Origin of the sequence: Sphingomonas sp. BE123 (assembly GCF_031456015.1) — a bacterium.
Classification (GTDB): Bacteria; Pseudomonadota; Alphaproteobacteria; order Sphingomonadales; family Sphingomonadaceae; genus Sphingomonas.
The window spans coordinates 132,536-153,104 of the sequence record NZ_JAVDTW010000001.1 but is presented as its reverse complement, the minus strand read 5'-3'; the positions used below and the strand labels follow the sequence as shown (position 1 = coordinate 153,104).

Sequence of the window (20,569 nt, the reverse complement as noted above, 5' to 3'; positions counted from 1 at the left end):
GGTATTCGCGCGCGACACACTGCGCGGATAGCGGCCGGGCACGGGAGCCTCAGGCCGTCCCACCGTCATTCGCCAGCAGCCTGGGATCGATCCCGGCCTTGGCGAAGCTTTCCGCCCAGCGCTTCGGCGCGCTGGTCCCGAACAACAGCGCATCGTCGCCGGGAACGTTGAACCAGCCGTGGCGGGTCATCTCGGCATCGAGCTGCCCTTCCGACCAGCCGGCATAGCCCAGTGCGACGACCCAGCGCGCCGGACCGGTGCCATCGGCAATTGCGCGCAATACATCGACCGTCCCGGACAGCGCCCAGCGCCCGGCGACGTCGATCGTATCCTGTCCGCCCCAGTCGGTGGAGTGCAGCACGAAGCCGCGGCGCGGCTCGACCGGCCCGCCGAAATGGACCGGGGCGTCCGGTGCGGCGCCGGACTCGATTCCGAACTGCGCGAGCAGGTCATGGAGCCGCAGGCCGTCCAGTTCATGCCCGATCCCGACGCCCAGGGCGCCCTGTTCGTCATGCGCGCACATCGCGATCACCGCGCGCTCGAACCGCGGATCGCCGATCCCCGGCAAGGCGAGCAGGAGTTGCCCGGTGAGAAAGCTGGCCTCGTCCATGCCATCTATCATAGGGCCGCGAAGGGCGCTCCGCCACGCTTGAAAATTGCGTAATCCATGCCACTTGGACGACGAACCGCAGTTCCGCGGAACGAGAGGAGACCCCAATGACGATCCAGATCGGCGATCGCGTGCCCAGCACCACCTTTGTGAAGGCTACCGAGAATGGCCCCGAGCAGGTCAGCACCGACGAGTTTTTCGCTGGCCGCAAGGTCGCGCTCTTTTCGGTCCCCGGCGCGTTCACCCCGACCTGCTCGGCGCGCCACCTGCCCGGCTATGTCGAAAAAGCCGATGCGCTGAAGGCAAAGGGCGTCGATGAAATCGCCTGCACCGCCGTCAACGACGCTTTCGTCATGGGCGCATGGGCCAAGAGCGCCGATGCCGGCAGCGTGACGATGCTCTCCGACGGCAATGGCGCCTTTGCCAAGGCTGTCGGGCTCGAATTCGACGGCAGCAATTTCGGCATGGGCACGCGCGGCCAGCGTTATTCGATGCTGGTCAATGATGGCGTGGTCGAGCAACTGCATGTCGAGGCGCCCGGCGAGTTCAAGGTCAGCTCGGCCGAGCATCTGCTCGAAAATCTCTGAGCTCCGGTGATCCCCGGATAGACCCGGGCGACCGGACAATGGACTAACGGCTTCAGTCGTGCGGCGGTCCGAGCTTGACCGCGGAACCGCCGCAAGACGAAGCTGTTGTCCTTGCTGAAGGGAGACTCGACATGAGCACAGAAGCCGAGACGGAAAAGACCGCCGTGACCACTGGCGGCGAGACGAGCCTGCTCGATCAGGCCAAGGAAGCGCTGACCGAGGCAGGTGAGACGATCGGTGAGGTCGTCGACGACCTGGTCGAAGCGGCCAAGGCCAATCCCGTCGCCACGGCGGCGATTGCCGCGGGCGCTGCTGCAGCGGTTGCAGGCGCCGCGTTCGGGATCAGCAAGCTGCTGGACAAGGACGACGACGCGGAATGACGTTGTGTGCAGGCCGGCGCTTCGCCGGCCTGCCGCGCCTTCGGCATTGCAGTGCAGCGCTCCTGTCATCGACCGGTCTTGCCAATGTCATCGCGCCACATTAGCCGTGGAAGATGACACAAGCAGAACAGATCGTCGCCGAGCTGGATCGGCTCCACACCGCCTCCGTCACCAATCTGCGTGAGGCACTCGACCGGTATCTGACAGACGGGACCGCACCGGATCCGGAGCGCCGTCAGGATGGCAGCTTCGCCTATCCCGAAATCCGCGTCCGCTATCACAACGAAATTGACCGCCCCACCCCGGCCCGCAGCTTCGGTCGCCTGGTCGAGACGGGCGAGTATGCGATCAGCGTTACCCGTCCGGCGATGTTTGCCGACTATCTGGTCGAGCAGCTCACGTTGCTTATCGAGGATTATGACGTCGAGGTCACCGCTGCCGTGGGGCGGCAGGAAATCCCCTTCCCGTATGTTATCGATCCCAGCCATGTGCTGAAAATGGATCAGGTCTCGGTGCTCGAACTCGCCCGGCATTTCCCGGCGACCGAGCTTGCGCATATCGGCGACGAGATTGCCGATGGCAGCTGGATCAGCCAGGACGGAACCCGCCCGCTGGCGCTGTTCGACGGTCTGCGCACCGATTTCAGCCTGGCGCGGCTGCGGCATTACACCGGCACGCCGACCGAGCATGTGCAGCAATATATCCTGTTCACCAACTATCACCGCTATGTCGATGAGTTCGTCCGCTGGGCGGCGGAGCAGGTCGGCGAGAATAGTCGCTATACCGGCGTGTCCGGACCGGGCGGCATCGTGTTCAAGGCGGGCGACGATCCGGACATGCTGCTCACCGACAGCGCGTGGCGCCGCCACCAGATGCCCGCCTGGCATCTGATGGCGGAAGACGGCAGCGGGATCACGCTGGTCAATATCGGCGTCGGCCCATCCAATGCCAAGACGATCACCGACCACCTCGCCGTGCTGCGGCCCGAGGCGTGGCTGATGATCGGCCATTGCGGCGGTCTGCGCCCGAGCCAGCGCATCGGCGACTATGTGCTTGCCCATGCATATCTGCGCGACGACCACGTCCTCGACGACGTGCTGCCGCCGGAAATTCCGATTCCGGCGATCGCCGAGGTACAACAGGCGCTTGCCCGCGCGGCCGAAACCGTCTCCGGTCAATCGGGCGATGAGCTCAAGCGGCGATTGCGCACCGGCACGATCGTCACGACCGACGATCGCAACTGGGAATTGCGCTTCTCGCGTTCGGCGCTCCGCTTCTCCCTCAGCCGCGCGGTAGGCGTTGACATGGAGAGTGCGACGCTGGCGGCACAGGGCTATCGCTTCCGCGTCCCCTATGGCACGTTGCTGTGCGTTTCGGACAAGCCACTGCACGGCGAGCTCAAGCTGCCGGGTCAGGCCAACCGCTTCTACGAACGCGCGATTGCCGAGCATCTCAAGATCGGGATCGAAACGTGCGAGGAGCTGCGGCGCGAGGGCGCCAAGCTCCATTCGCGCAAGCTGCGCGCGTTCAACGAACCGCCATTCCGGTAATCGGCGGCCCGTCCCGCTACGGCGGGACGGGTTCCGGGGCCGCTTTTGATTGACGCGCGAAACCGAATTGGCTGAGGTTGGTTTCAGCCACGAAACCACTGGAGTTGCGTGATGGCCAAAGCCCCGACCACGACCACCGACGACGCAAGCGCGTCGCCCGCGCCGCCCCGGAAGCGGGCCCCGCGCAAGGCTCCGGCGCCCAAGAGCGCGACCGATGCGCCGCCGGCGGAAGCCAAGCCAGCGACAACGGCGCGCAAGCCGAAGCCTGCCGCGACCGCTCCTGCACCGGACGCGACGCCAGCCGCCGCGCGCAAGGCCGCCCCGGCCAAGCGCGCACCGGCCAAGCCTGCCACGCCGCGCAAGCCCGCCGCGTCGGCTGCGGACGAGGCTCCGCCGCCGCGGCGCACCGCTGCCGCGCGCAAGCCTGCCGCCCCCAAGTCGCGCGCCAAGACTGCGCCGCCTGCGGCTCCGGCGAGTGCCGGCACGCTCGAGACCGCCTCGGCGCGCCTGTCATCGGCAGCACAGGCAGCGCGCGACACGGTGTCAGCGTCGCGACCCGCGCAGCTGGTGGCGGAGACGCGCGAAAAAATGGGCGACCGCAATTTCTTTGCGACGGTGATTGGCGGCGCTGCCGCAATCGGCGCGACGTTGGCAGGCGTGTTCTACGCCCTCAAGCGCGACCGGCGCGCTGCGGCCCCGCCGACCACGCCGGGCGGCGCACGCGCGCATCAGGCGGACGGCACCGATAGCTCCGCGTCCTTCGCTGCCGGCATCGCCGATGAAGGCACGATTCCGGACAAGCTGCCCGGCTGATCCCAAGCCGGCCGGGCCAAGACTGGCCGCCGCGATCGCATCGCGGCGGCCGTTTCTTGGGTTTACCAGCCCTGCGGCTTGCCCTTGTTCTGTTCGTCGAGCCATGCCTTGAGCGGCGCGAAATACTCGACCATCGCGGCACCCGACATTTCGCGGCTGCCGGTAAACGCCTCGAGCGCTTCGGGCCAGGGCTTGGACGCGCCCATTTCCAGCATCGCGTTCAGCTTCGCGCCGACCTCCTTGTTGCCATAGAAGGAACAGCGGTGGAGCGGCCCCGTCCAGCCGGCTTGGTCGCACGCCGCCTTGTAGAACTGGAACTGCAGCAACCGGGCGAGGAAATAGCGGGTATAGGGCACGTTCGCCGGGATATGATATTTCGCGGCGGGGTCGAACCTGGTCTCGTCGCGCTTCACCGGCGGAACGATCCCCTGATATTGCAGCCGCAGCGCGTCCCACGCGCCCTGATAGCCGGTCGCCGGAATCCCGCCGGAGAACACGCCCCAGCGCCATTTGTCGATCAGCAGGCCGAACGGCAGGAACGCGACCTTGTCCATCGCCTGGCGCAGCAACAGCCCCGTGTCCTTGTCCGCGCTGGGCACCTTGCTCTCATCAAGCAGACCGATCGAAACGAGGTAATCGGGTGTGATCGACAGCGCGACGAAATCGCCGATGGCCTCGTGGAACCCGTCATTGGCGCCGTTGCGGTACAGCAAGGGCTTCTGATTGTACGCACGCTGGTAGTAATTGTGGCCCAGCTCATGGTGGATCGTGACGAAATCGTCGCCATTCACCTTGATGCACATCTTGATCCGCAGGTCGTCGACATTGTCGAGGTTCCACGCCGACGCATGGCACTGCACCTCGCGGTCGGCCGGCTTCACGAATTGCGAGCGCTGCCAGAAGGTTTCGGGCATCGGCGCAAGGCCGAGCGAGGAGTAGAAGCCCTCGCCCGCCTTGACCATCTTGATCGCGTCATAGTCCTTGGCGACAAGCAGCTCGCCCACGTCAAAGCCAAGATCACCCGACCCCGCCGGCGCGACGATGTCATAGATATTGCCCCATTCCTGCGCCCACATATTGCCGAGCAGGTCAGCGCGGATCGGCCCGGTCTTCGACTGGACCGCATCGCCATATTTCTCGTTCAGCTTCCAGCGGACATAGGTGTGCAGCGACTCATAGAGCGGCTTGACCTCGTTCCACAGCTTGTCGGTCAGCTTCGCGAATTCCTCGGGCGGCATGTCGTAATTCGACCGCCACATCGCGCCGACATCCTTGAAGCCCAGCTCGCGCGCGCCCTCGTTCAGCAAGCCGACCGAACGCTGATAATCCTGGCGTTGCGGCGTACCGACATTGTCATGCCAGCTGGTCCACATCTCCTTCAGCTCGGCGGGGTTGCGGCTGGTGCCCATCGCGGCTTCGATGTCGCTGCCGTTGATCGGCTGACCGTTCAGCGTCCCCTTGCCGGTGCCATAGACGGTCTGCATGTCGGTCTGCAGCTTGGCGAGGCTGTCGGCAGCGCCCGCGCGCGTCGGCGCGGGCGAGGTGATTGCGCTGCGCAGGATGTCGAGCTGCCGCTTGGTATCCGGCGACAGTCCCTTCACCTTCTCATACTTTGCCGCCTCGAGCGCGAACCGGACCGCGAGCTCGGTCCCCTTGGCTCCGCTCTTCGCGACCAGTGCGGCGGTATCCTGATTGATATAGGTCGAATAGACCCACTGGATCCGCGCATCGTCGTGCGCGAACGCCTCGAACTCCTTGCTCGCCCGCGCGACAAATGCATCCGCCTCGGCAGCGGTCGGCGCCGCCGCCGCCGGCTTCTGCTGCTGCGCCGACCCGGGTGCCGCCAGCAGCAGCGCCAGCGCAATCGTGGAAATTCCGGTGCGGATCATCGCGTCCCTCTCGTAACAGGTAAATGATTGGATGGCGCCAGACTGCGCCTGGCCCAGCGACCGGTCAAGTAGTCAGAAATGTTACGATCGCGTCGCCGAGTTCGGGCCGGGTGACCGCGCTCATATGATTGCCGGGAATTTCGACGAAGCGGGCGTCGGGCAGCATGGCGGCAAGGCCGGTAAAGGATCCGACCTCATCGTCCTCCGCCCCGGCCACGACCAGCACCGGGAGGTCGAACGACGCAAGCGCGCTGGCCGGCGTGTCGACGAACGTGTTGAGGACGCCGAGCAGCGCCTTTGGATCGCCCCCGGTGGTCTTGAGGAACGCCTGCGCCATGAACTCGCGATCGCCGCGCACGAAACTGCCGAACCCGGTCAGCACGCTGCGGAAATGACCCACGCGGCGCCCCGTATCCGTCACGCCCTCATCACCCAGTCCCGACAGAATGACCCGGCGCGGGCGCGGCGCGATCCCCCGGGCGAGCACGCGCACCGTCGTCCGCGCGCCAAGCGAATAGCCGCCCAGATCATAATCGGTCAGGCCCAGGTGCGCGATCAGTGCCTCGGCATCCTGCGCCAGCGCATCGGGCGGATAGGCCGCGGGATCATGCGGCCGCGCGCTTTCACCGTGGGCCCGCAGGTCCGGCATGATGACGCGAAAACCAGCCTCCGCCAGCTTCGCTGCCGTGCCATATTTGATCCAGTTGGTCTCGGCGTCGGAGAAATAGCCATGGATCAGCACCAGCGGGCGCCCTGCGCCGATTTCGCGCCAGACCAGCGCCTGGCCGTCGAACGTTTCGAATGTCTGCATCATGGTCGGCCTGATGCACCGGATCGCAACTGCAGGAAACCCATATCGATTGCGTTTCCTGCAACCCGATCAGTTCGAGAATGCAACTTATAACACTGGCATTCTATAAGCATGCTTATTATGTCGCTACTCATGACCGACTCACTCGGATTCCTGATCAGCGACGTGTCCCGCTTGTTGCGGAAGCGGTTCGATGAACGTGCGCGCCTGATCGGCGTCACGCGCCAGCAATGGCGAACGCTCAGCGTGCTGAAGCGCCATGAGGGCAGCCATCAGGGCATGCTTGCCGAGCTGCTTGAAGTCGAGCCGATTACGCTCGGCCGGATGATCGACCGGCTGGAAGAAGCCGGCTGGGTCGAGCGTCGCCGCGATCCCGACGATCGCCGCATGTGGCGCATTCACCTCACCGATGCTGCGCAACCGATCCTGTTGCAGCTCAAGGCGATCGCCGACGCAATGTTCCTCGACGCAGCGCACGGCATCGATCCCGACGACCAGGCACGGCTTCAGGCCACGCTCGAACGGTTGCGCGCCAATCTCTCGACCGACTCATTCAACGAGGCCGCCAATGGCTGACGCTGACCCCCGCATCGAAAGTGCTGCCGCCGCCGACCCGGTCGCGGAGCAGAAACCGAAGCGCCCACTGCTGCGGCCGATCCTGATGTTCGGCGTCCCGCTGGTGGTTATCGCGGCACTTGCATTATGGTGGTCGCTGTCGGGCGGCACCGTCTCGACCGACAATGCTTATGTCCAGCAGGACAAGGTGTCGGTCGCCAGCGACGTGGCCGGGCGCATCGTCGAGGTGGCGGTGAAGGAAAATCAGACCGTCAAGGCGGGCGACCTGCTGTTCCGCATCGACCCCGAACCCTATCGCATCGCGCTGGCGCAGGCCGACGCGGCGATTGCCAATGCGCAGGTTCAGGTTACGACGATGCGGGCCAGCTATGCCGGCACTGATGCCGACATTCAGGCCGCGCGCGACCGGATCGCCGCAGCGCAAGAGGATTATGCGCGCCAAAAGGCGTTGATGGACCGCGGGTTCACCACCCGCGCGCGCTACGAGCAGGCGCTCCACGCAGTCGAACAGGCGCGCGCCGGGCTGCAGAGCGCGCTGGCCGGTGCCGACGAGGCGCGCGCCAAGCTGTCGAGCGGCAGCGCGGTGCCAGGCGTGAACCCCGCGATTGCGGCGGCGCAGGCGCAACGGGCCAAGGCGCTGCTTGATCTCGAGCGTACGGCCCGGCGTGCACCGGTCGATGGCGTGATCAGCCAGGCCGACCGGCTTCAGGTAGGCCAGATGATGATGTCCGGCCTGCCCGCCGTGACGATCGTTCGCTCGCGCGACGCCTGGATCGAGGCAAATTTCAAGGAAACCGACCTTGCCGACATGCGCGTCGGACAGCCCGCCGAGGTGCGCTTCGACGCCTATCCGGGATTGAAGCTCAAGGGCCATGTCGCGTCGATCGGCTCGCAAACCGGCTCCGAGACCTCGGTACTCCCGGCACAAAATGCCAATGGCAATTGGGTCAAGGTGACGCAGCGCGTACCCGTCCGCATCGCGATCGACCAACAGAGCCCGCGCCAGCTGATCGCTGGCCTTTCCGCCGAAGTCACCGTCGACACGCGGCAGTAACCGCGACCCATGGCCAGCGCAGCACGCCCCGCCTCCGATGCGCCCCCTGCCCCGCCCGCTGCGGATGCGGCGGCGCTGCCAGTGCGCAACAAGGGGCTGCTGACCTTCGGCGTGATGCTGGCCACGATCATCCAGATCCTCGACACCACCATCGCCAACGTCGCGCTGCCGCACATGCAGACCTCGCTGGGGGCGACCGCCGACACGATCACCTGGGTGCTGACCAGCTATATCGTCGCTTCGGCGATTGCGATCCCGATCACCGGCTGGGTGTCCGACCGCATCGGGTCACGCAACCTGTTCCTGATCTCGATCGTCGGCTTCGTCATCGCCTCCGCGCTGTGCGGCGCAGCGCAAAGCCTTGAACAGATGGTGCTGTTTCGCATCCTTCAGGGGATTGCGGCGGCCTTCATGAACCCGCTCAGCCAGACAGTGATGCTCGACATCAACCGCCCGCAGGATCAGCAAAAGGCCATGGCGGTGTGGGGCATGGGCATCATGATCGGCCCGATCCTGGGCCCCGTGCTCGGCGGCTGGCTGACCGAGAATTTCAACTGGCGCTGGGTGTTCTACGTCAACCTGCCGCTTGGCGCGATCTGCCTCGTCATCCTGTGGTGGCTGCTGCCCAGCCGTCCGGTGCGCAAGCGTGCCTTCGACGTGTTCGGCTTCTCGCTGCTTGCGATCGGCATCGGTGCGCTACAGCTGATGCTCGACCGCGGCCAGCATGCCGACTGGTTCTCTTCGACCGAAATCTGGATCGAAACGCTCGTGGCCGGCACCGCGCTGTGGATGTTCGTCGTTCATATGGCGACGGGCAGGAACCCGATGTTCGAACGCAGTCTGTGGCGCAACCGCAACCTCGTCACCGCGCTCGCCTTCATGCAGGTGGTCGGGGTCGTGATGATGGCCACAATGGCACTGCTCCCGCCGATGCTTCAGTCGCTCTATGGCTATCCCGTGATCGACACCGGGTTATTGATGATGCCGCGCGGGGTCGGGGTGCTCGTGACGATGGGGCTGTCGGCGCGGCTGGTGGCGCGCGGCGTCGACCCGCGCCTGCTGGTCGGGACCGGCTTCGCAATGGCGGCCTGGTCGCTATACGACATGACCACCTGGTCACTCGAAATGGGATCGACGCCGTTCATCGTCGCCGGCCTGGTACAGGGGCTGGGCATGGGCCTGATCTTCATGCCGCTCAACGGCATGGCCTTTGCCACCCTGCCCGCGCACCAGCGGACCGAGGCGGCAAGCCTGACCAACTTGTCGCGCAACATCGGCGCGTCGATCGGCATTTCGCTGGTCACCACCATCCTCGCGCGCAGCAGCCAGGTGGCCCATGCCGACCTCGCCCCGCACATCACGGCGGAGCGGCTGCAGACGCTCGACCCAGCCCTGCTTGGCAATGTGAGTAACCAGACCGACATGCTGCTAGCGCTCGCCAATGCCGAAGTGACGCGGCAGGCGGCGATGATCGCCTATCTCAATGATTTCAAGGCGATGATGATCGTCACCGCGGCATCGATCCCGCTCGTGCTGTTCCTCAAGCGGCCCAGGGCACCCGTCCGGAACGACCCGGCAGCGGCCGGTCACTGACGACCGGTTCCGGTCCGGCCCGTCTATATTGGACCCAGTCCAAAACCAGCCGGGTCCGGGTCCCATGCTCAACCGCCTCACGCTCGCCACCAAAATCACCTTGCTCTCCTGCCTCGCGATGCTCACGCTCGCCGTGTCGCTCGTCGTGACGACGCAATGGGCGCTCGATCAGGACATGCAGAGCCGTGCGGCGGAGCGCCAGGAAACCAATATGGGCGTGGCCCGTGAAGTGCTGGGTCGCTACGGCAAGAATTTCTCGGTCGAAGGCGAGCGGCTGCTGCTCGACGGCCGCCCGCTCAACGGCTTCAATGCGCCGGTTGATCGCGTGAAGGCGCTTGTCGGCGGCACCGCGACGATCTTCCTCGGCGACACGCGCATCGCCACCAATGTCGTCAAGGATGACGGCAGCCGTGCAGTCGGCACCAAGCTGGCGCCCGGGCCGGTGTTCGACGCGGTGCTGCGCGACGGCAAGCCCTATCGCGGTCAGGCCGACATTCTCGGCAAGAGCTATTACACCGCCTATGATCCGATCCGCGACGCATCGGGCAAGACGATCGGCATCCTCTATGTCGGCATTCCGGTGGAAGATGTGGCGGGCAGCGCATCGGGCCTGATCGTGATGCTCGAGGAAATCGGGCTCGCCGCGCTGCTGATCGGCTGTGCCGTTCAGTTCTTCATCGGTCGCCGCCTGTTCGCACCGATCACCGCGATGATCGCCAGCATGCGCCGGCTCGCCGATGGCGATACCCGCACCGAGATTGTCGGTGCCGAACGCGGCGACGAGATCGGCGAAATGGCCCGCGCGCTTGCGATCCTGCAGGAAGCCTCGGCCGCCCGTGCCGCTGCCGAGGCCGAGATTGCACGGAACAAGGAGGCGTTGGACAAGGTCGTGCGCGCGCTCGGCGATGGCCTCAAGCGTGTCGCGCAGGGCAAGCTGACCCACGGCATCGACACCGACTTCGACCCGCAATATGCAGCGCTGCGCACCGACTTCAATGACGCCGTGGTGGCGTTGCGCGGCCTGGTCGGAACGGTGATCGAATCCACCGTGGCGATCAAGGCCGGCACCGGCGAGATTTCGACCGCGGCCGACGATCTCGCGCGTCGCTCGGAAAGCAACGCAGCCAGCATCGAGGAAACGACCGCCGCGATCGCCCAGATCAACGGCCGGCTCGAGATCATGTCTCGCGCCGCGCAGGACGCCGTGACCCGCGCCGAGGAAGCCAGCAGCGTGGTCGAATCTGGCCGCACCACCGCCGAGCGCGCCGTCGCGACGATGAGCCGCGTCAGCGAAAGCGCACGCGGCATCGACGACGTGATCGAAGGCCTCGACAAGATCGCGTTCCAGACCCGCGTTCTGGCAATGAACGCTGCCGTCGAGGCGGGGCGCGCCGGTGAGGCCGGTCGCGGCTTCGCGGTCGTCGCCGACCTCGTCTCCGCACTGGCGATGCGCGCCGAGGAAGAGGCCAAGCGCGCCCGCGAACAGCTGACCCTGACGCAGGAGGAAGTCGCCGTCGCCGTCGATGCCGTGCGCAGCGTCGACGGAGCGCTGGCCCGCATCGTCGAGACCGTGGGCACGGTCAACGGCCTAGTCGGCGCCATGTCGACCGACAACAGCTCGCAGTCGGCAGCGATGATGCAGATCGCCGCCGCTATCGGCACGATGGACCAGTCGACGCAGCAGAATGCCGCGATGGTCGAGCAAACCTCTGCCGCTGCGCGCGGGCTCCTCGCGCAGGTCAACGCACTGGCCGAGCAGGCGGCGCAGTTCGATGCGGGTCAGGCGGCTCGCGCCGCGCCCGCTCGCCCGGTCAGCCAGCCCAAGCCGACGCCGACCGCCAAAGCGGTCGCGCAGCCCAAGCCAGCGGCTGCGCCCATTGCAGCAAAGCCGGCGCCCAAGTCGTCGGCCAAGGCCAAGCCCGCCGCGAAGGCCGAGCCGGCGCCGCTGGTCCGTCCCAAGCTGCCGATCGCGGCGAGCACGGGCAACGCGGCTGCGGCCATCGACGATTGGGATGAATTCTGAGCAGTCGGCCCGGTCGGTCAGTCGGCCGGGCCATTTGACCGGGTCACATCCGCGACCAGCGCCCCCACCGCGCCCGCCAAAGCAAGCGCCATGTCCTTCGGCGCGTCGAACATGTCGCCCTGCTGCCCATTATACTGCTCCGCCGCCTCGGTGCTCAGGCCCAGCGTCAGTAGCCACTCGAAGATCTCGTAGACCGCGCCGATCGCGAGCACCGCGAGCAGCATGAAGGTCACCGCTATCCGCCGCGTCAGCCCGGCATGGCGCATCCCCGCCTCGACCAGCGGGAGCGCGAAACACAGGCCGGATGCAAAATGCACCAGCCGGTCGAACATGTTGCGCTGAAAGCCCAGCGCCGCGTCGATGCTGAGGCCGAATGCCGCCTGCCCCCAGGCATCATAGGGCACGCTGCTATAGGTCCAGCGCGCCGCGAACAGGTGCAGCAGCACGAAGCTGCATGCCCATGCCACGCTGGCAGTGCTGAACGGCCAGCGGTGCAGCGCCCACCATGCCAGCGGCACGCCGACCACGACCGGCCCGACCTGCAACCAGGTGTTGGGCGGATAGGCCGCCCCCACCGCGCTCAGCGGCACGCCCGCCAGGCATGCGAGCAGCCACCAGCGTTGCGCGGCGGGGAGGCCCATTCGGTTGGGCTCAGCCCTTCTTCAGGTGACGACGGCCAAGCAGTTCGGCGATCTGCACCGCGTTCAGCGCCGCGCCCTTGCGCAGATTGTCGCTGACACACCAGAAGGCGAGTCCGTTCTCGACCGTCGCATCGTCACGGACGCGGCTGACAAAGGTCGCATAGTCGCCGACGCATTCGACCGGGGTGACGTACCCGCCATCCTCGCGCTTATCGACCAGCATCACCCCCGGCGCCTCGCGCAGGATGTTCTGCGCGTCCTCGGCCGACAGCTCATTCTCCAGCTCGACATGGACCGCTTCGGAGTGGCCAACGAACACCGGCACGCGGACGCAGGTCGCGATGACCTTGACCTTGGGGTCCAGGATCTTCTTGGTCTCGACCACCATCTTCCACTCTTCCTTGGTCGATCCGTCGTCCAGGAAGCTGTCGATGTGCGGGATCACGTTGAACGCGATCTGCTTGGTGAACTTCTTCGGCTCGGCGCTGTCGCCGACGAAGATGTTGCGCGACTGTTCGAACAGCTCGTCCATGCCCTGCTTGCCCGCGCCGGACACCGACTGATAGGTCGCGACGACCACGCGCTTGACCGTGGCGGCGTCATGCAGCGGCTTCAATGCCACGACCATCTGTGCGGTCGAGCAGTTGGGGTTGGCGATGATGTTCTTCGCCTTGTAGCCATCGATCGCTTCCGGGTTCACTTCCGGCACGATCAGCGGAACATCGGGATCCATGCGATAGAGCGACGAATTGTCGATCACGGTGCATCCGGCTGCGGCAAAGCGCGGCGCATGCACCTTGGTTGCCTCGCTCCCGATCGCGAACAGCGCCATGTCCCATCCGGTCGGATCGAAATGCTCGATATTCTGGATCTTATACTGTTTCCCGGTCTCGCCGAAATCGACCATGTCGCCGGTCGAGCGCGCGCTGGCGAGCACCGCCAGCTCGTCGATCGGAAATTCGCGCTCTGCCAGAATGGCGAGCATCTCGCGCCCGACATTGCCGGTGGCGCCTGCGACTACGACACGGTAACCCATCAATAGACCCTTTCATGCGGTCGAGCCGCCCGGAATACGGGCAGCCACATAGTCATTCTTCGGTGGGAAGTCAGCGGCCAGCGTGGCCAGCCTTCGGAAATGTTTCGCGGCGGAACCCCGGACCCACGCGACCGGCCTGTCAGCGGCGGGTCACGGTCCGGGTGGTAATAATGGGCCGTTTTCGAAACATGGCCGCGCCCCTAGCAGCACTATTGCGTGCAGGACAGCGAAATTCTTCTTTAGTTACGGCGAAGCGCGAGTTGCGCGGGTGGACGCCGCCGCACCCCCTCGCCTATGAGCTATGATGTGTTGGATTCAGCTGCGCTGAATCGCGGCACCGGCCCGCTCCCCCACCCGGCCACCCAACGTTAGTATTATATGGGTGGCCGGGTGGGGGAGCGGGCCGGTGCCGCAGCCGTTTCAGCTTTGCTGAAACAAACGCCAACGCACGACAGGAGACCCGATCTTGGCCGACCATTTCGTCCGTCCCGACACCCGCGCCTTTCTCGACATGCTTGCCGCGATGCCCGAAATGCCGTGGCCGCCCACGCCCGAGGCGTATCGCGCGCAATATCTGGCGATGAAGGATCTGGTCGATCTGCCCCAGGGTGAACTGGCGACGGTCAGGGACCTGACGATACCCGGTCCTGCGGGGGATATCCCGGCTCGCCTGTTCGATGTGCGTGAGAGCCGCGAGCCGGGGCCGGTCGTGCTGTTCTTCCATGGTGGCGGCTTCGTCATCGGCAATATCGACAGCCATGCCAGCTTCACCGCCGAATTGAGCCGCGCGCTCGACCTTCCGGTGGTGTCGGTCGACTATCGCCTCGCTCCCGAAAACCCGTGGCCCGCCGCGTCCGACGATTGCGAGGCGGCGGCACGCTGGGTCGCGTCGAACCCCGCCGAACTCGGCCGCGCGGTCACCAGCATCGCGCTGGCGGGCGACAGCGCGGGCGGTCAGATCGCCGCAGTCGCCGCAATCGACCTGCGCGACACACCCGCCGCAGTGCCGGTGATCGGCCAACTGCTGATCTACCCCGCGGCCGATGTCGGCGGCAGCTATGCCTCGGCCGACCATTTCGGCGACGGCTATCTGCTCACCGCCAAGGCGATGGATTGGTTCAACACCTGCTATGCCGCCGATGTCGAACATCCGCGCGCCTCGCCGATGCGCCATGCCACGCTGGAGGGTCTGCCGCCCGCGCTCATTCTCACCGCCAGCCTCGATCCGATCCGCGATCAGGGCCGTGCCTATGCCGGTGCGCTGGCAGCGGAGGGCGTGCCGGTCGTGTTCCGTGAGGCAGTCGGCAACATCCACGGCTTTATCACGCTGCGCCGCGCGATCCCTTCGGCCCAGGGCGATGTTGCATCCATGCTGGTCGCATTCCGCGCGCTGCTGAACGAGGCCGAGGCGAACCGTGTGATGACGCAGGCCGCCGCATGATCGACCGCGATGCCCTGCCCTACCGCCCCTGCGCCGGGGTGATCCTGGTCAATGCGCACGGCCAGGTGTTCGTCGGCCAGCGGCTCGATTCGACGCTTGAGGCATGGCAGTTGCCCCAGGGCGGGATCGACCCGGGCGAGGATCCGCTGGACGCCGCCTATCGCGAGCTGTGGGAAGAAACCGGGGTCTCGCGCGACCATGTCGACCTTGTCGCGGCGCCCGAGGTCGAACTGCAATATGATCTCCCCGACGATCTGCTGGGCAAGGTGTGGAAGGGCAAATGGCGCGGGCAGCGCCAGCGCTGGTTCCTGTTCCGCCTGACGGCCGGCGACGACGCGATCGACATCGCGACCGCCGAGCCCGAATTCCGGGCCTGGCGCTGGCTCGACCCGCGCGAGCTGCCGCACGTGATCGTGCCGTTCAAGCGCGCGCTCTATGTCGATCTGCTGCGCATCTTCGCCGAACCGCTCGGTCTTGACGGGAATGGGACCGGCTGATGCTGAACGCCCCTCGATCATCGCGCCGAAATCGGGTAGTAACCGGTTACATGGCCCCATCGCTGTTGCTCCTCGCCCCCCTGCTGCTGGGCAACGCTGACCCCCTTGCCGCCCCGGCGGCACCGGGTGCGGCCGCTGGTGATCCGACCGCCCCCGCCGCGCAGGACGAAGCGCCGCCCGCTTCGGTGGAACGCTCGTCCGAAGTAAAGGCGATGCTCGATGCCGCGATGAAGGCCGGCGACGAAGCGGCGGTCAACGCGATCGTCAAATATGCCAAGGCAGCCGACAAGGAACGCGCGGCGCAGTTCGAAAAAACGGCCGTCGCGTGGAAGCGCGAACGTCGCGAAGCGGCCGAGCGCCGGCTGCGCGAAGCCAAGTTTCTCGATCTGGTGAAGGGCCGCGCCGAGCTGGGCGGCTATCTGACCACCGGCAATACCGACCTGCTCGGCCTGACCGGCGTGCTCGACCTGAAGCGCGATGGCCTGCGCTGGCGCCACAAGTTGCGGGTTCAGGCGGATTATCAGGAAAGCCTCGGCCGCACGGTCCGCGAACGCTACCTCGCCGCCTACGAACCCAACTGGAAAATCGACGACCGCGCCTATGTCTATGGCGCTGCGCAGTTCGAAAGCGATCGCTTCCTTGGCTTTGACGAGCGTTACGCAATATCGGCCGGTGCCGGCTATTCGGCGGTCAAGTCTGCCGCGCTGACGCTCGATCTCGAACTCGGCCCGGCATTCCGCTACACTGATTTCGTGACTGCGCCGACCGAGCGTCAGATCGCTGCACGCGGCAAACTCGATCTCGACTGGAAGCTGAGCAAGGGCGTGACCTTCAGCCAGGACGCATCGGCCTTCATCCAGGAACAGAACAGCACGATCACCGGCAAGACCGCACTGCGCGTCAAGCTGTTCGGCCCGTTCTCGACCCAGATGTCCTACGCCGTGAACTATGAAAGCGCGCCGCCCAATGGCCGCACCTCGACCGACACGACAACGCGGGCGTCACTGCTGGTGGATTTCTGACCGCGAAAGCCAACTTGGCTCCCATCCCGACGGCGGGCTCCGCCACTGTTGCGCGACCCTTGGGGTCACGCGTCGCCGTCCCGTAACAGAAGATACTTTTCTGCTGCCGGGGGTTCACCCCGCTCATGTCAGCCGATAGACCATGTTCATGGGGCTGAACGCAATCGAAGCTGCCGCCGTCGAAGCGGCCCGCGCCGCGCCGATGCTGGCGCAGGTCGAACACTGGGTCGCGGTCAATAGCGGCACGCGCAATCTGGACGGACTCGCAACGATGGCGGGCCTGCTCGCCGACGCCTTCGCCGCGCTGCCCGGTGACCTCGCGCTGGTCGAACCGGCCCCGGTCGAGATGGTCGATACCAGCGGCATCGTGCAATCGCTCGCGCATGGCCGCCACCTCCACCTGCGCGTACGGCCTGAGGCGCCGGTGCAGATGCTGTTCACCGGCCATATGGACACGGTGTTCCCCGCCGATCACCCGTTTCAGACCGCGGCATGGCTGCCCGATGGCACGCTCAATGCGCCGGGTGCGGCGGACATGAAGGGCGGGCTGTCGCTGATGCTCGCCGCATTGCGCGCGATCGAGAATACGCCCGCCGCCGACCGCTTCGGTTATGAAGTCGTGATCAATTCCGACGAGGAAACCGGCTCCTTCGCCTCCGCCGCGCTGATCGCGCAAGCAGCGCAGGGCAAGGTCGCGGCGCTGACCTATGAACCCGCATTGCCCGACGGCACGCTGGCCGGCGCGCGCGGCGGCACCGGCAATTTCTCGATCGTCGTGCGCGGGCGCAGTGCCCATGCCGGCCGCAATCCGCGCGACGGGCGCAACGCGCTGGTCGCTGCCGCCGATCTTGCGCTGCGCCTGTCGCAGCTCATGACCGACGATCTCTCGGTCAATCCCGCTCGGATCGAGGGGGGCGGGCCGAACAATGTCGTCCCCGACCTCGCCATCCTGCGCGTCAATTTCCGCCCCGCCTCGCCCGACGCCATCCAGCGCGCTGGCGCTGCGGTGCAGGCCCTTGCCGACACGATTGCCGCCGAACACGATGTGGCAGTGCATGTCCATGGCGGCTTCAACCGCCCGCCCAAGCCGCTCGACCCGGGCGCCGAGCGGCTGTTCGGCCTGGTCAAACAGGCCGGCGCCGATCTCGCCATCCCCGTGGCGTGGAAGGCGACCGGCGGCGTATGCGACGGCAACAACATCGCCGCATGCGGCGTCCCCGTGGTCGACACGATGGGCGCACGCGGCGGCGCCATTCACTCGCAGGAGGAATTTCTGATCCCCGACAGCCTGCCCGAACGCGCCGCCCTGTCGGCGCTCACAATCCTGCGCATCGTCGAAAAGGGCCGCGTATGACCTTCATCATCCGTCCCGCGCGCGCCGACGACCTGCAGCATCTGTATGAGATGGCGAAGCTGACGGGGGGCGGCTTCACCAACCTCCCACCCGAAAAGCCCGCGCTCCGCGCCAAGCTGGAACGCAGCGCCGAAGCGTTCGCGCGCACCGATGACGCCAAAAAGGACGAATTGTTCGTCCTGGTCCTCGAAAACACCGTGACCCAGGAAGTGCGCGGCACCTGCCAGATCTTCACCCAGGTCGGGCAGCGCTGGCCCTTCTATTCCTACCGCATCGGCACGGTGACCAAGCACAGCGAGGCGCTGAACCGCACCTTCCGCGCCGAAATCCTCAACCTCGTCAACGATCTTGAGGGGTCGAGCGAGGTTGGCGGCCTGTTCCTCCATCCGGGCGAGCGCGCCGGGGGGCTTGGGATGCTGCTCGCGCGCAGCCGCTATCTGTTCATCGCGATGCACCGCGCGCGCTTCGCCGACCGCATCCTCGCCGAATTGCGCGGGGTGATCGACGAAGCCGGCGGGTCACCCTTCTGGGACGGCGTGGCGGGCCGCTTCTTCGGGATGAATTTCCAGCAGGCGGACGAATTCAACGCGATCCACGGCAACCAGTTCATCGCCGACCTGATGCCGCGCCACCCTGTCTACACCGCGATGCTGACCGAACATGCGCGCAGCGTGATCGGCGTGCCGCACCCATCGGGCCGCGCCGCGATGCGGATGCTCGAACAGGAAGGCTTCGCGTTCGAGAATTATATCGACATTTTCGACGGCGGCCCAACCATGACCGCGCGCACCGACACTGTCATGACGATCCGCGATGCGGCAACGGAGCGCGTAACACTGATAGCCACCACTGGCGCCCCGAGTATCGTCGCCACAGGAAAACTGGCCGATTTTCGCGCCTGTCACGCGCGTGTCGCGACCTTCAAGGACGGCATATCCATTGATCCGGATGCTGCGGAGGGCCTGCGTGTCCAAGTGGGAGATGAACTCAGCTATGCTGCTCGCTAAAGATCCTCCCCGGCACGGGGAGGGGGACCATGCGAAGCATGGTGGAGGGGGCCCGAGGCAATGGAGTCCGGTGCATCGGGCCCCCTCCGTCAGCGCTTCGCGCTGCCACCTCCCCGTTCCGGGGAGGATTTAGATGCGCGTTGAGATCAATTTCGACGGGATCATCGGCCCCAGCCACAATTATGCCGGCCTCAGCCACGGCAACCTCGCCGCCACGCGCAACCGCGGCGCCGTTTCGCAACCCCGCGCCGCCGCGCTGCAGGGCATTGCCAAGATGCGCGCCAACCTCGCGCTTGGCCTCACTCAGGGTATCCTGCTGCCCCATGCCCGCCCCGACCGGCGCTGGCTCGACAGCCTCGCCACCAGCTATGCCGACGCTCCCCCGCATCTTCAGGCACAGGCGCTGTCGGCATCGGCGATGTGGGCCGCCAATGCCGCCACCGTGTCGCCCGCGCCCGACACCGCCGATGGCCGCTGCCACCTGACCGTCGCCAATCTGGTGACGATGCCGCACCGCAGCCATGAGTGGCCCGAAACGTTGGCGCAGCTCCGCCTCGCCTTCGCCCACGACGCCTTTCGCGTCCATGGTCCGGTCCCCGCCCCGTTCGGTGATGAAGGCGCGGCCAATCACATGCGCCTTGCACCACAGCATGACGCCCCGGGCGTCGAAATCTTCGTCTATGGCGTCAGCGGCGGCCCCTTCCCGGCGCGCCAGCACCGCGAAGCGAGCGAAGCGGTCGCACGCCGCCACGGCCTCGACCCCGCGCGCATCCTGTTCGTGCAACAGTCGGAGGAAGCGATCGCCGCCGGCGCGTTCCACAATGACGTCGTCGCGGTGGCCAACGCCCATGTCCTGTTCGCGCACGAACATGCATTTGCCGACAAGGACGCCTTCTACACCGATCTGCGCCGCCTGATGCCCTCGGTGGAAATCGTCGAAGTGCCCGCCGCGCAGGTCAGCCTCGCCGATGCGATCAGCTCCTATCTGTTCAACGCCCAGCTGGTGACACTGCCTGGCGGCGAAACCGGCCTGATCCTCCCGACCGAAGCGCGCGACACGCCCTCGGTCTGGACGTGGCTCCAGGCGCATGTCGCCGGCAACGGCCCGATCCGCCATCTCGAAGTGGTCGATGTCCGTCAGTCCATGGCCAATGGCGGCGGTCCTGCATGCCTGCGCCTGCGCGTGGTTGCCGACCCGGCAACCGTCGATCCCCGCTTTCTGGTCGATCCGGGCAAGCTCGACGGGATCGCCGCAGTCATCGCCGACCACTGGCCCGAAACGATCGCGCAGGACGAGATTGGCAATCCGGCGTTGCTGGAACGGATCGCCGCTGCGCGCGCCGCCTTGCTGGCGTATCTCGGGATCGATGCGGACATGCTGTCGGGTTAATTGACAGGTAACCATGTTCGTTCATCCGCACCCCCGTATTTCTGCGCTTGGCCCGGCTCTTGCGTAACGATTGCCATGCTGTCACGGATCAAGCGCCTCTTCACGATCAAGACCAGATTCGAGGCGTTCGCCGTCATCTATGGCCTCGGGCTCGGGGCCGTTGAGCGGGGAGCGCAGTATCTGGAGCAATATCCCGGCATCGGCGGCTGGCTGCTCTTCGCGGTCTGCCCGATCGCGGTGTTCATGGCGGGCGGTCGGATCCTCGACTCGCTCGACGCGGGGATCGAATAGGCGC

At 66.2% G+C, this 20,569-nt stretch carries 20 protein-coding genes; 15 read left to right on the top strand and 5 right to left on the bottom strand.

Annotation, left to right across the window (positions count from 1 at the left end):
- Window positions 1–49: 49 nt before the first annotated feature.
- Window positions 50–610, bottom strand: a complete 561-nt coding sequence (locus J2Y54_RS00610) for a YqgE/AlgH family protein (RefSeq protein ID WP_310036092.1) — start codon at window positions 608–610, stop codon at window positions 50–52.
- A gap of 107 nt (window positions 611–717) precedes the next feature.
- Between J2Y54_RS00610 and J2Y54_RS00605 the strand changes: the two genes are divergently transcribed.
- The 4 genes from J2Y54_RS00605 to J2Y54_RS00590 all read left to right on the top strand — a co-directional run bounded on the left by J2Y54_RS00605 (window position 718) and on the right by J2Y54_RS00590 (window position 3,940).
- Window positions 718–1,197 carry a peroxiredoxin gene (locus J2Y54_RS00605; RefSeq protein WP_310036090.1) on the top strand — a complete coding sequence of 160 codons (480 nt, stop codon included), beginning with the start codon at window positions 718–720 and terminating at the stop codon, window positions 1,195–1,197.
- Window positions 1,198–1,328: 131 nt separating this feature from the next.
- Entirely contained in the window at window positions 1,329–1,577 is a 249-nt protein-coding gene (locus J2Y54_RS00600) for a hypothetical protein (RefSeq protein ID WP_310036089.1), read from the top strand.
- Between the two features lie 113 nt (window positions 1,578–1,690).
- The gene (locus J2Y54_RS00595; RefSeq protein WP_310036087.1) at window positions 1,691–3,127 is read left to right on the top strand and encodes an AMP nucleosidase; all 1,437 of its coding nucleotides are present in this window, start codon (window positions 1,691–1,693) and stop codon (window positions 3,125–3,127) included.
- 111 nt (window positions 3,128–3,238) lie between these two features.
- A complete protein-coding gene (locus J2Y54_RS00590; protein ID WP_310036086.1) occupies window positions 3,239–3,940 on the top strand; it encodes a hypothetical protein in 702 nt (233 codons plus the stop codon).
- Between the two features lie 62 nt (window positions 3,941–4,002).
- Here the strand turns inward: J2Y54_RS00590 and J2Y54_RS00585 are convergent, their stop codons facing one another.
- Together J2Y54_RS00585 and J2Y54_RS00580 are read right to left on the bottom strand one after the other, a co-directional pair.
- Window positions 4,003–5,829 carry a M2 family metallopeptidase gene (locus J2Y54_RS00585; protein ID WP_310036085.1) on the bottom strand — a complete coding sequence of 609 codons (1,827 nt, stop codon included), beginning with the start codon at window positions 5,827–5,829 and terminating at the stop codon, window positions 4,003–4,005.
- A gap of 64 nt (window positions 5,830–5,893) precedes the next feature.
- A complete protein-coding gene (locus tag J2Y54_RS00580; RefSeq protein WP_310036084.1) occupies window positions 5,894–6,643 on the bottom strand; it encodes an alpha/beta fold hydrolase in 750 nt (249 codons plus the stop codon).
- A gap of 129 nt (window positions 6,644–6,772) precedes the next feature.
- Between J2Y54_RS00580 and J2Y54_RS00575 the strand changes: the two genes are divergently transcribed.
- The 4 genes from J2Y54_RS00575 (at window position 6,773) to J2Y54_RS00560 (ending at window position 11,886) form a co-directional block, all read left to right on the top strand.
- A complete protein-coding gene (locus J2Y54_RS00575) occupies window positions 6,773–7,216 on the top strand; it encodes a MarR family transcriptional regulator (protein WP_310036083.1) in 444 nt (147 codons plus the stop codon).
- Window positions 7,209–8,270: an HlyD family secretion protein gene (locus tag J2Y54_RS00570; RefSeq protein WP_310036082.1), complete on the top strand. Its 1,062-nt coding sequence runs from the start codon at window positions 7,209–7,211 to the stop codon at window positions 8,268–8,270. The genes J2Y54_RS00575 and J2Y54_RS00570 overlap by 8 nt, the downstream gene beginning before the upstream one ends.
- A gap of 9 nt (window positions 8,271–8,279) precedes the next feature.
- Window positions 8,280–9,863 (top strand): DHA2 family efflux MFS transporter permease subunit, encoded by a 1,584-nt coding sequence (locus tag J2Y54_RS00565; RefSeq protein ID WP_310036080.1) that lies wholly within the window; start codon window positions 8,280–8,282, stop codon window positions 9,861–9,863.
- Between the two features lie 64 nt (window positions 9,864–9,927).
- Window positions 9,928–11,886, top strand: coding sequence for a methyl-accepting chemotaxis protein (locus J2Y54_RS00560; RefSeq protein ID WP_310036077.1), 1,959 nt, complete (start codon window positions 9,928–9,930; stop codon window positions 11,884–11,886).
- A 17-nt stretch (window positions 11,887–11,903) separates the two neighbouring features.
- Here J2Y54_RS00560 and J2Y54_RS00555 read toward each other — a convergent pair whose 3' ends face one another.
- Window positions 11,904–12,527: a DUF2238 domain-containing protein gene (locus J2Y54_RS00555; protein ID WP_310036074.1), complete on the bottom strand. Its 624-nt coding sequence runs from the start codon at window positions 12,525–12,527 to the stop codon at window positions 11,904–11,906.
- 10 nt (window positions 12,528–12,537) lie between these two features.
- Entirely contained in the window at window positions 12,538–13,563 is a 1,026-nt protein-coding gene (locus J2Y54_RS00550) for an aspartate-semialdehyde dehydrogenase (RefSeq protein ID WP_310036072.1), read from the bottom strand.
- A gap of 466 nt (window positions 13,564–14,029) precedes the next feature.
- Here J2Y54_RS00550 and J2Y54_RS00545 point away from each other — a divergent pair, with 466 nt between their 5' ends.
- The 7 genes from J2Y54_RS00545 to J2Y54_RS00515 all read left to right on the top strand — a co-directional run bounded on the left by J2Y54_RS00545 (window position 14,030) and on the right by J2Y54_RS00515 (window position 20,565).
- Window positions 14,030–15,004: an alpha/beta hydrolase gene (locus tag J2Y54_RS00545; RefSeq protein ID WP_405052854.1), complete on the top strand. Its 975-nt coding sequence runs from the start codon at window positions 14,030–14,032 to the stop codon at window positions 15,002–15,004.
- Entirely contained in the window at window positions 15,001–15,501 is a 501-nt protein-coding gene (locus tag J2Y54_RS00540; RefSeq protein WP_310036070.1) for an RNA pyrophosphohydrolase, read from the top strand. Before J2Y54_RS00545 ends, J2Y54_RS00540 begins: the two co-directional genes overlap by 4 nt.
- A 50-nt stretch (window positions 15,502–15,551) precedes the next feature.
- On the top strand, window positions 15,552–16,523 hold the full coding sequence (locus tag J2Y54_RS00535) for a DUF481 domain-containing protein (protein WP_310036069.1): 972 nt from the start codon (window positions 15,552–15,554) through the stop codon (window positions 16,521–16,523).
- A gap of 148 nt (window positions 16,524–16,671) precedes the next feature.
- Window positions 16,672–17,877, top strand: coding sequence for a hydrolase (locus J2Y54_RS00530; RefSeq protein WP_310036068.1), 1,206 nt, complete (start codon window positions 16,672–16,674; stop codon window positions 17,875–17,877).
- Window positions 17,874–18,884 (top strand): arginine N-succinyltransferase, encoded by a 1,011-nt coding sequence (locus J2Y54_RS00525; protein WP_310036065.1) that lies wholly within the window; start codon window positions 17,874–17,876, stop codon window positions 18,882–18,884. The genes J2Y54_RS00530 and J2Y54_RS00525 overlap by 4 nt, the downstream gene beginning before the upstream one ends.
- A gap of 133 nt (window positions 18,885–19,017) precedes the next feature.
- On the top strand, window positions 19,018–20,274 hold the full coding sequence (locus J2Y54_RS00520) for an N-succinylarginine dihydrolase (protein WP_310036062.1): 1,257 nt from the start codon (window positions 19,018–19,020) through the stop codon (window positions 20,272–20,274).
- Between the two features lie 75 nt (window positions 20,275–20,349).
- On the top strand, window positions 20,350–20,565 hold the full coding sequence (locus J2Y54_RS00515) for a hypothetical protein (RefSeq protein ID WP_310036061.1): 216 nt from the start codon (window positions 20,350–20,352) through the stop codon (window positions 20,563–20,565).
- Window positions 20,566–20,569: the final 4 nt, after the last annotated feature.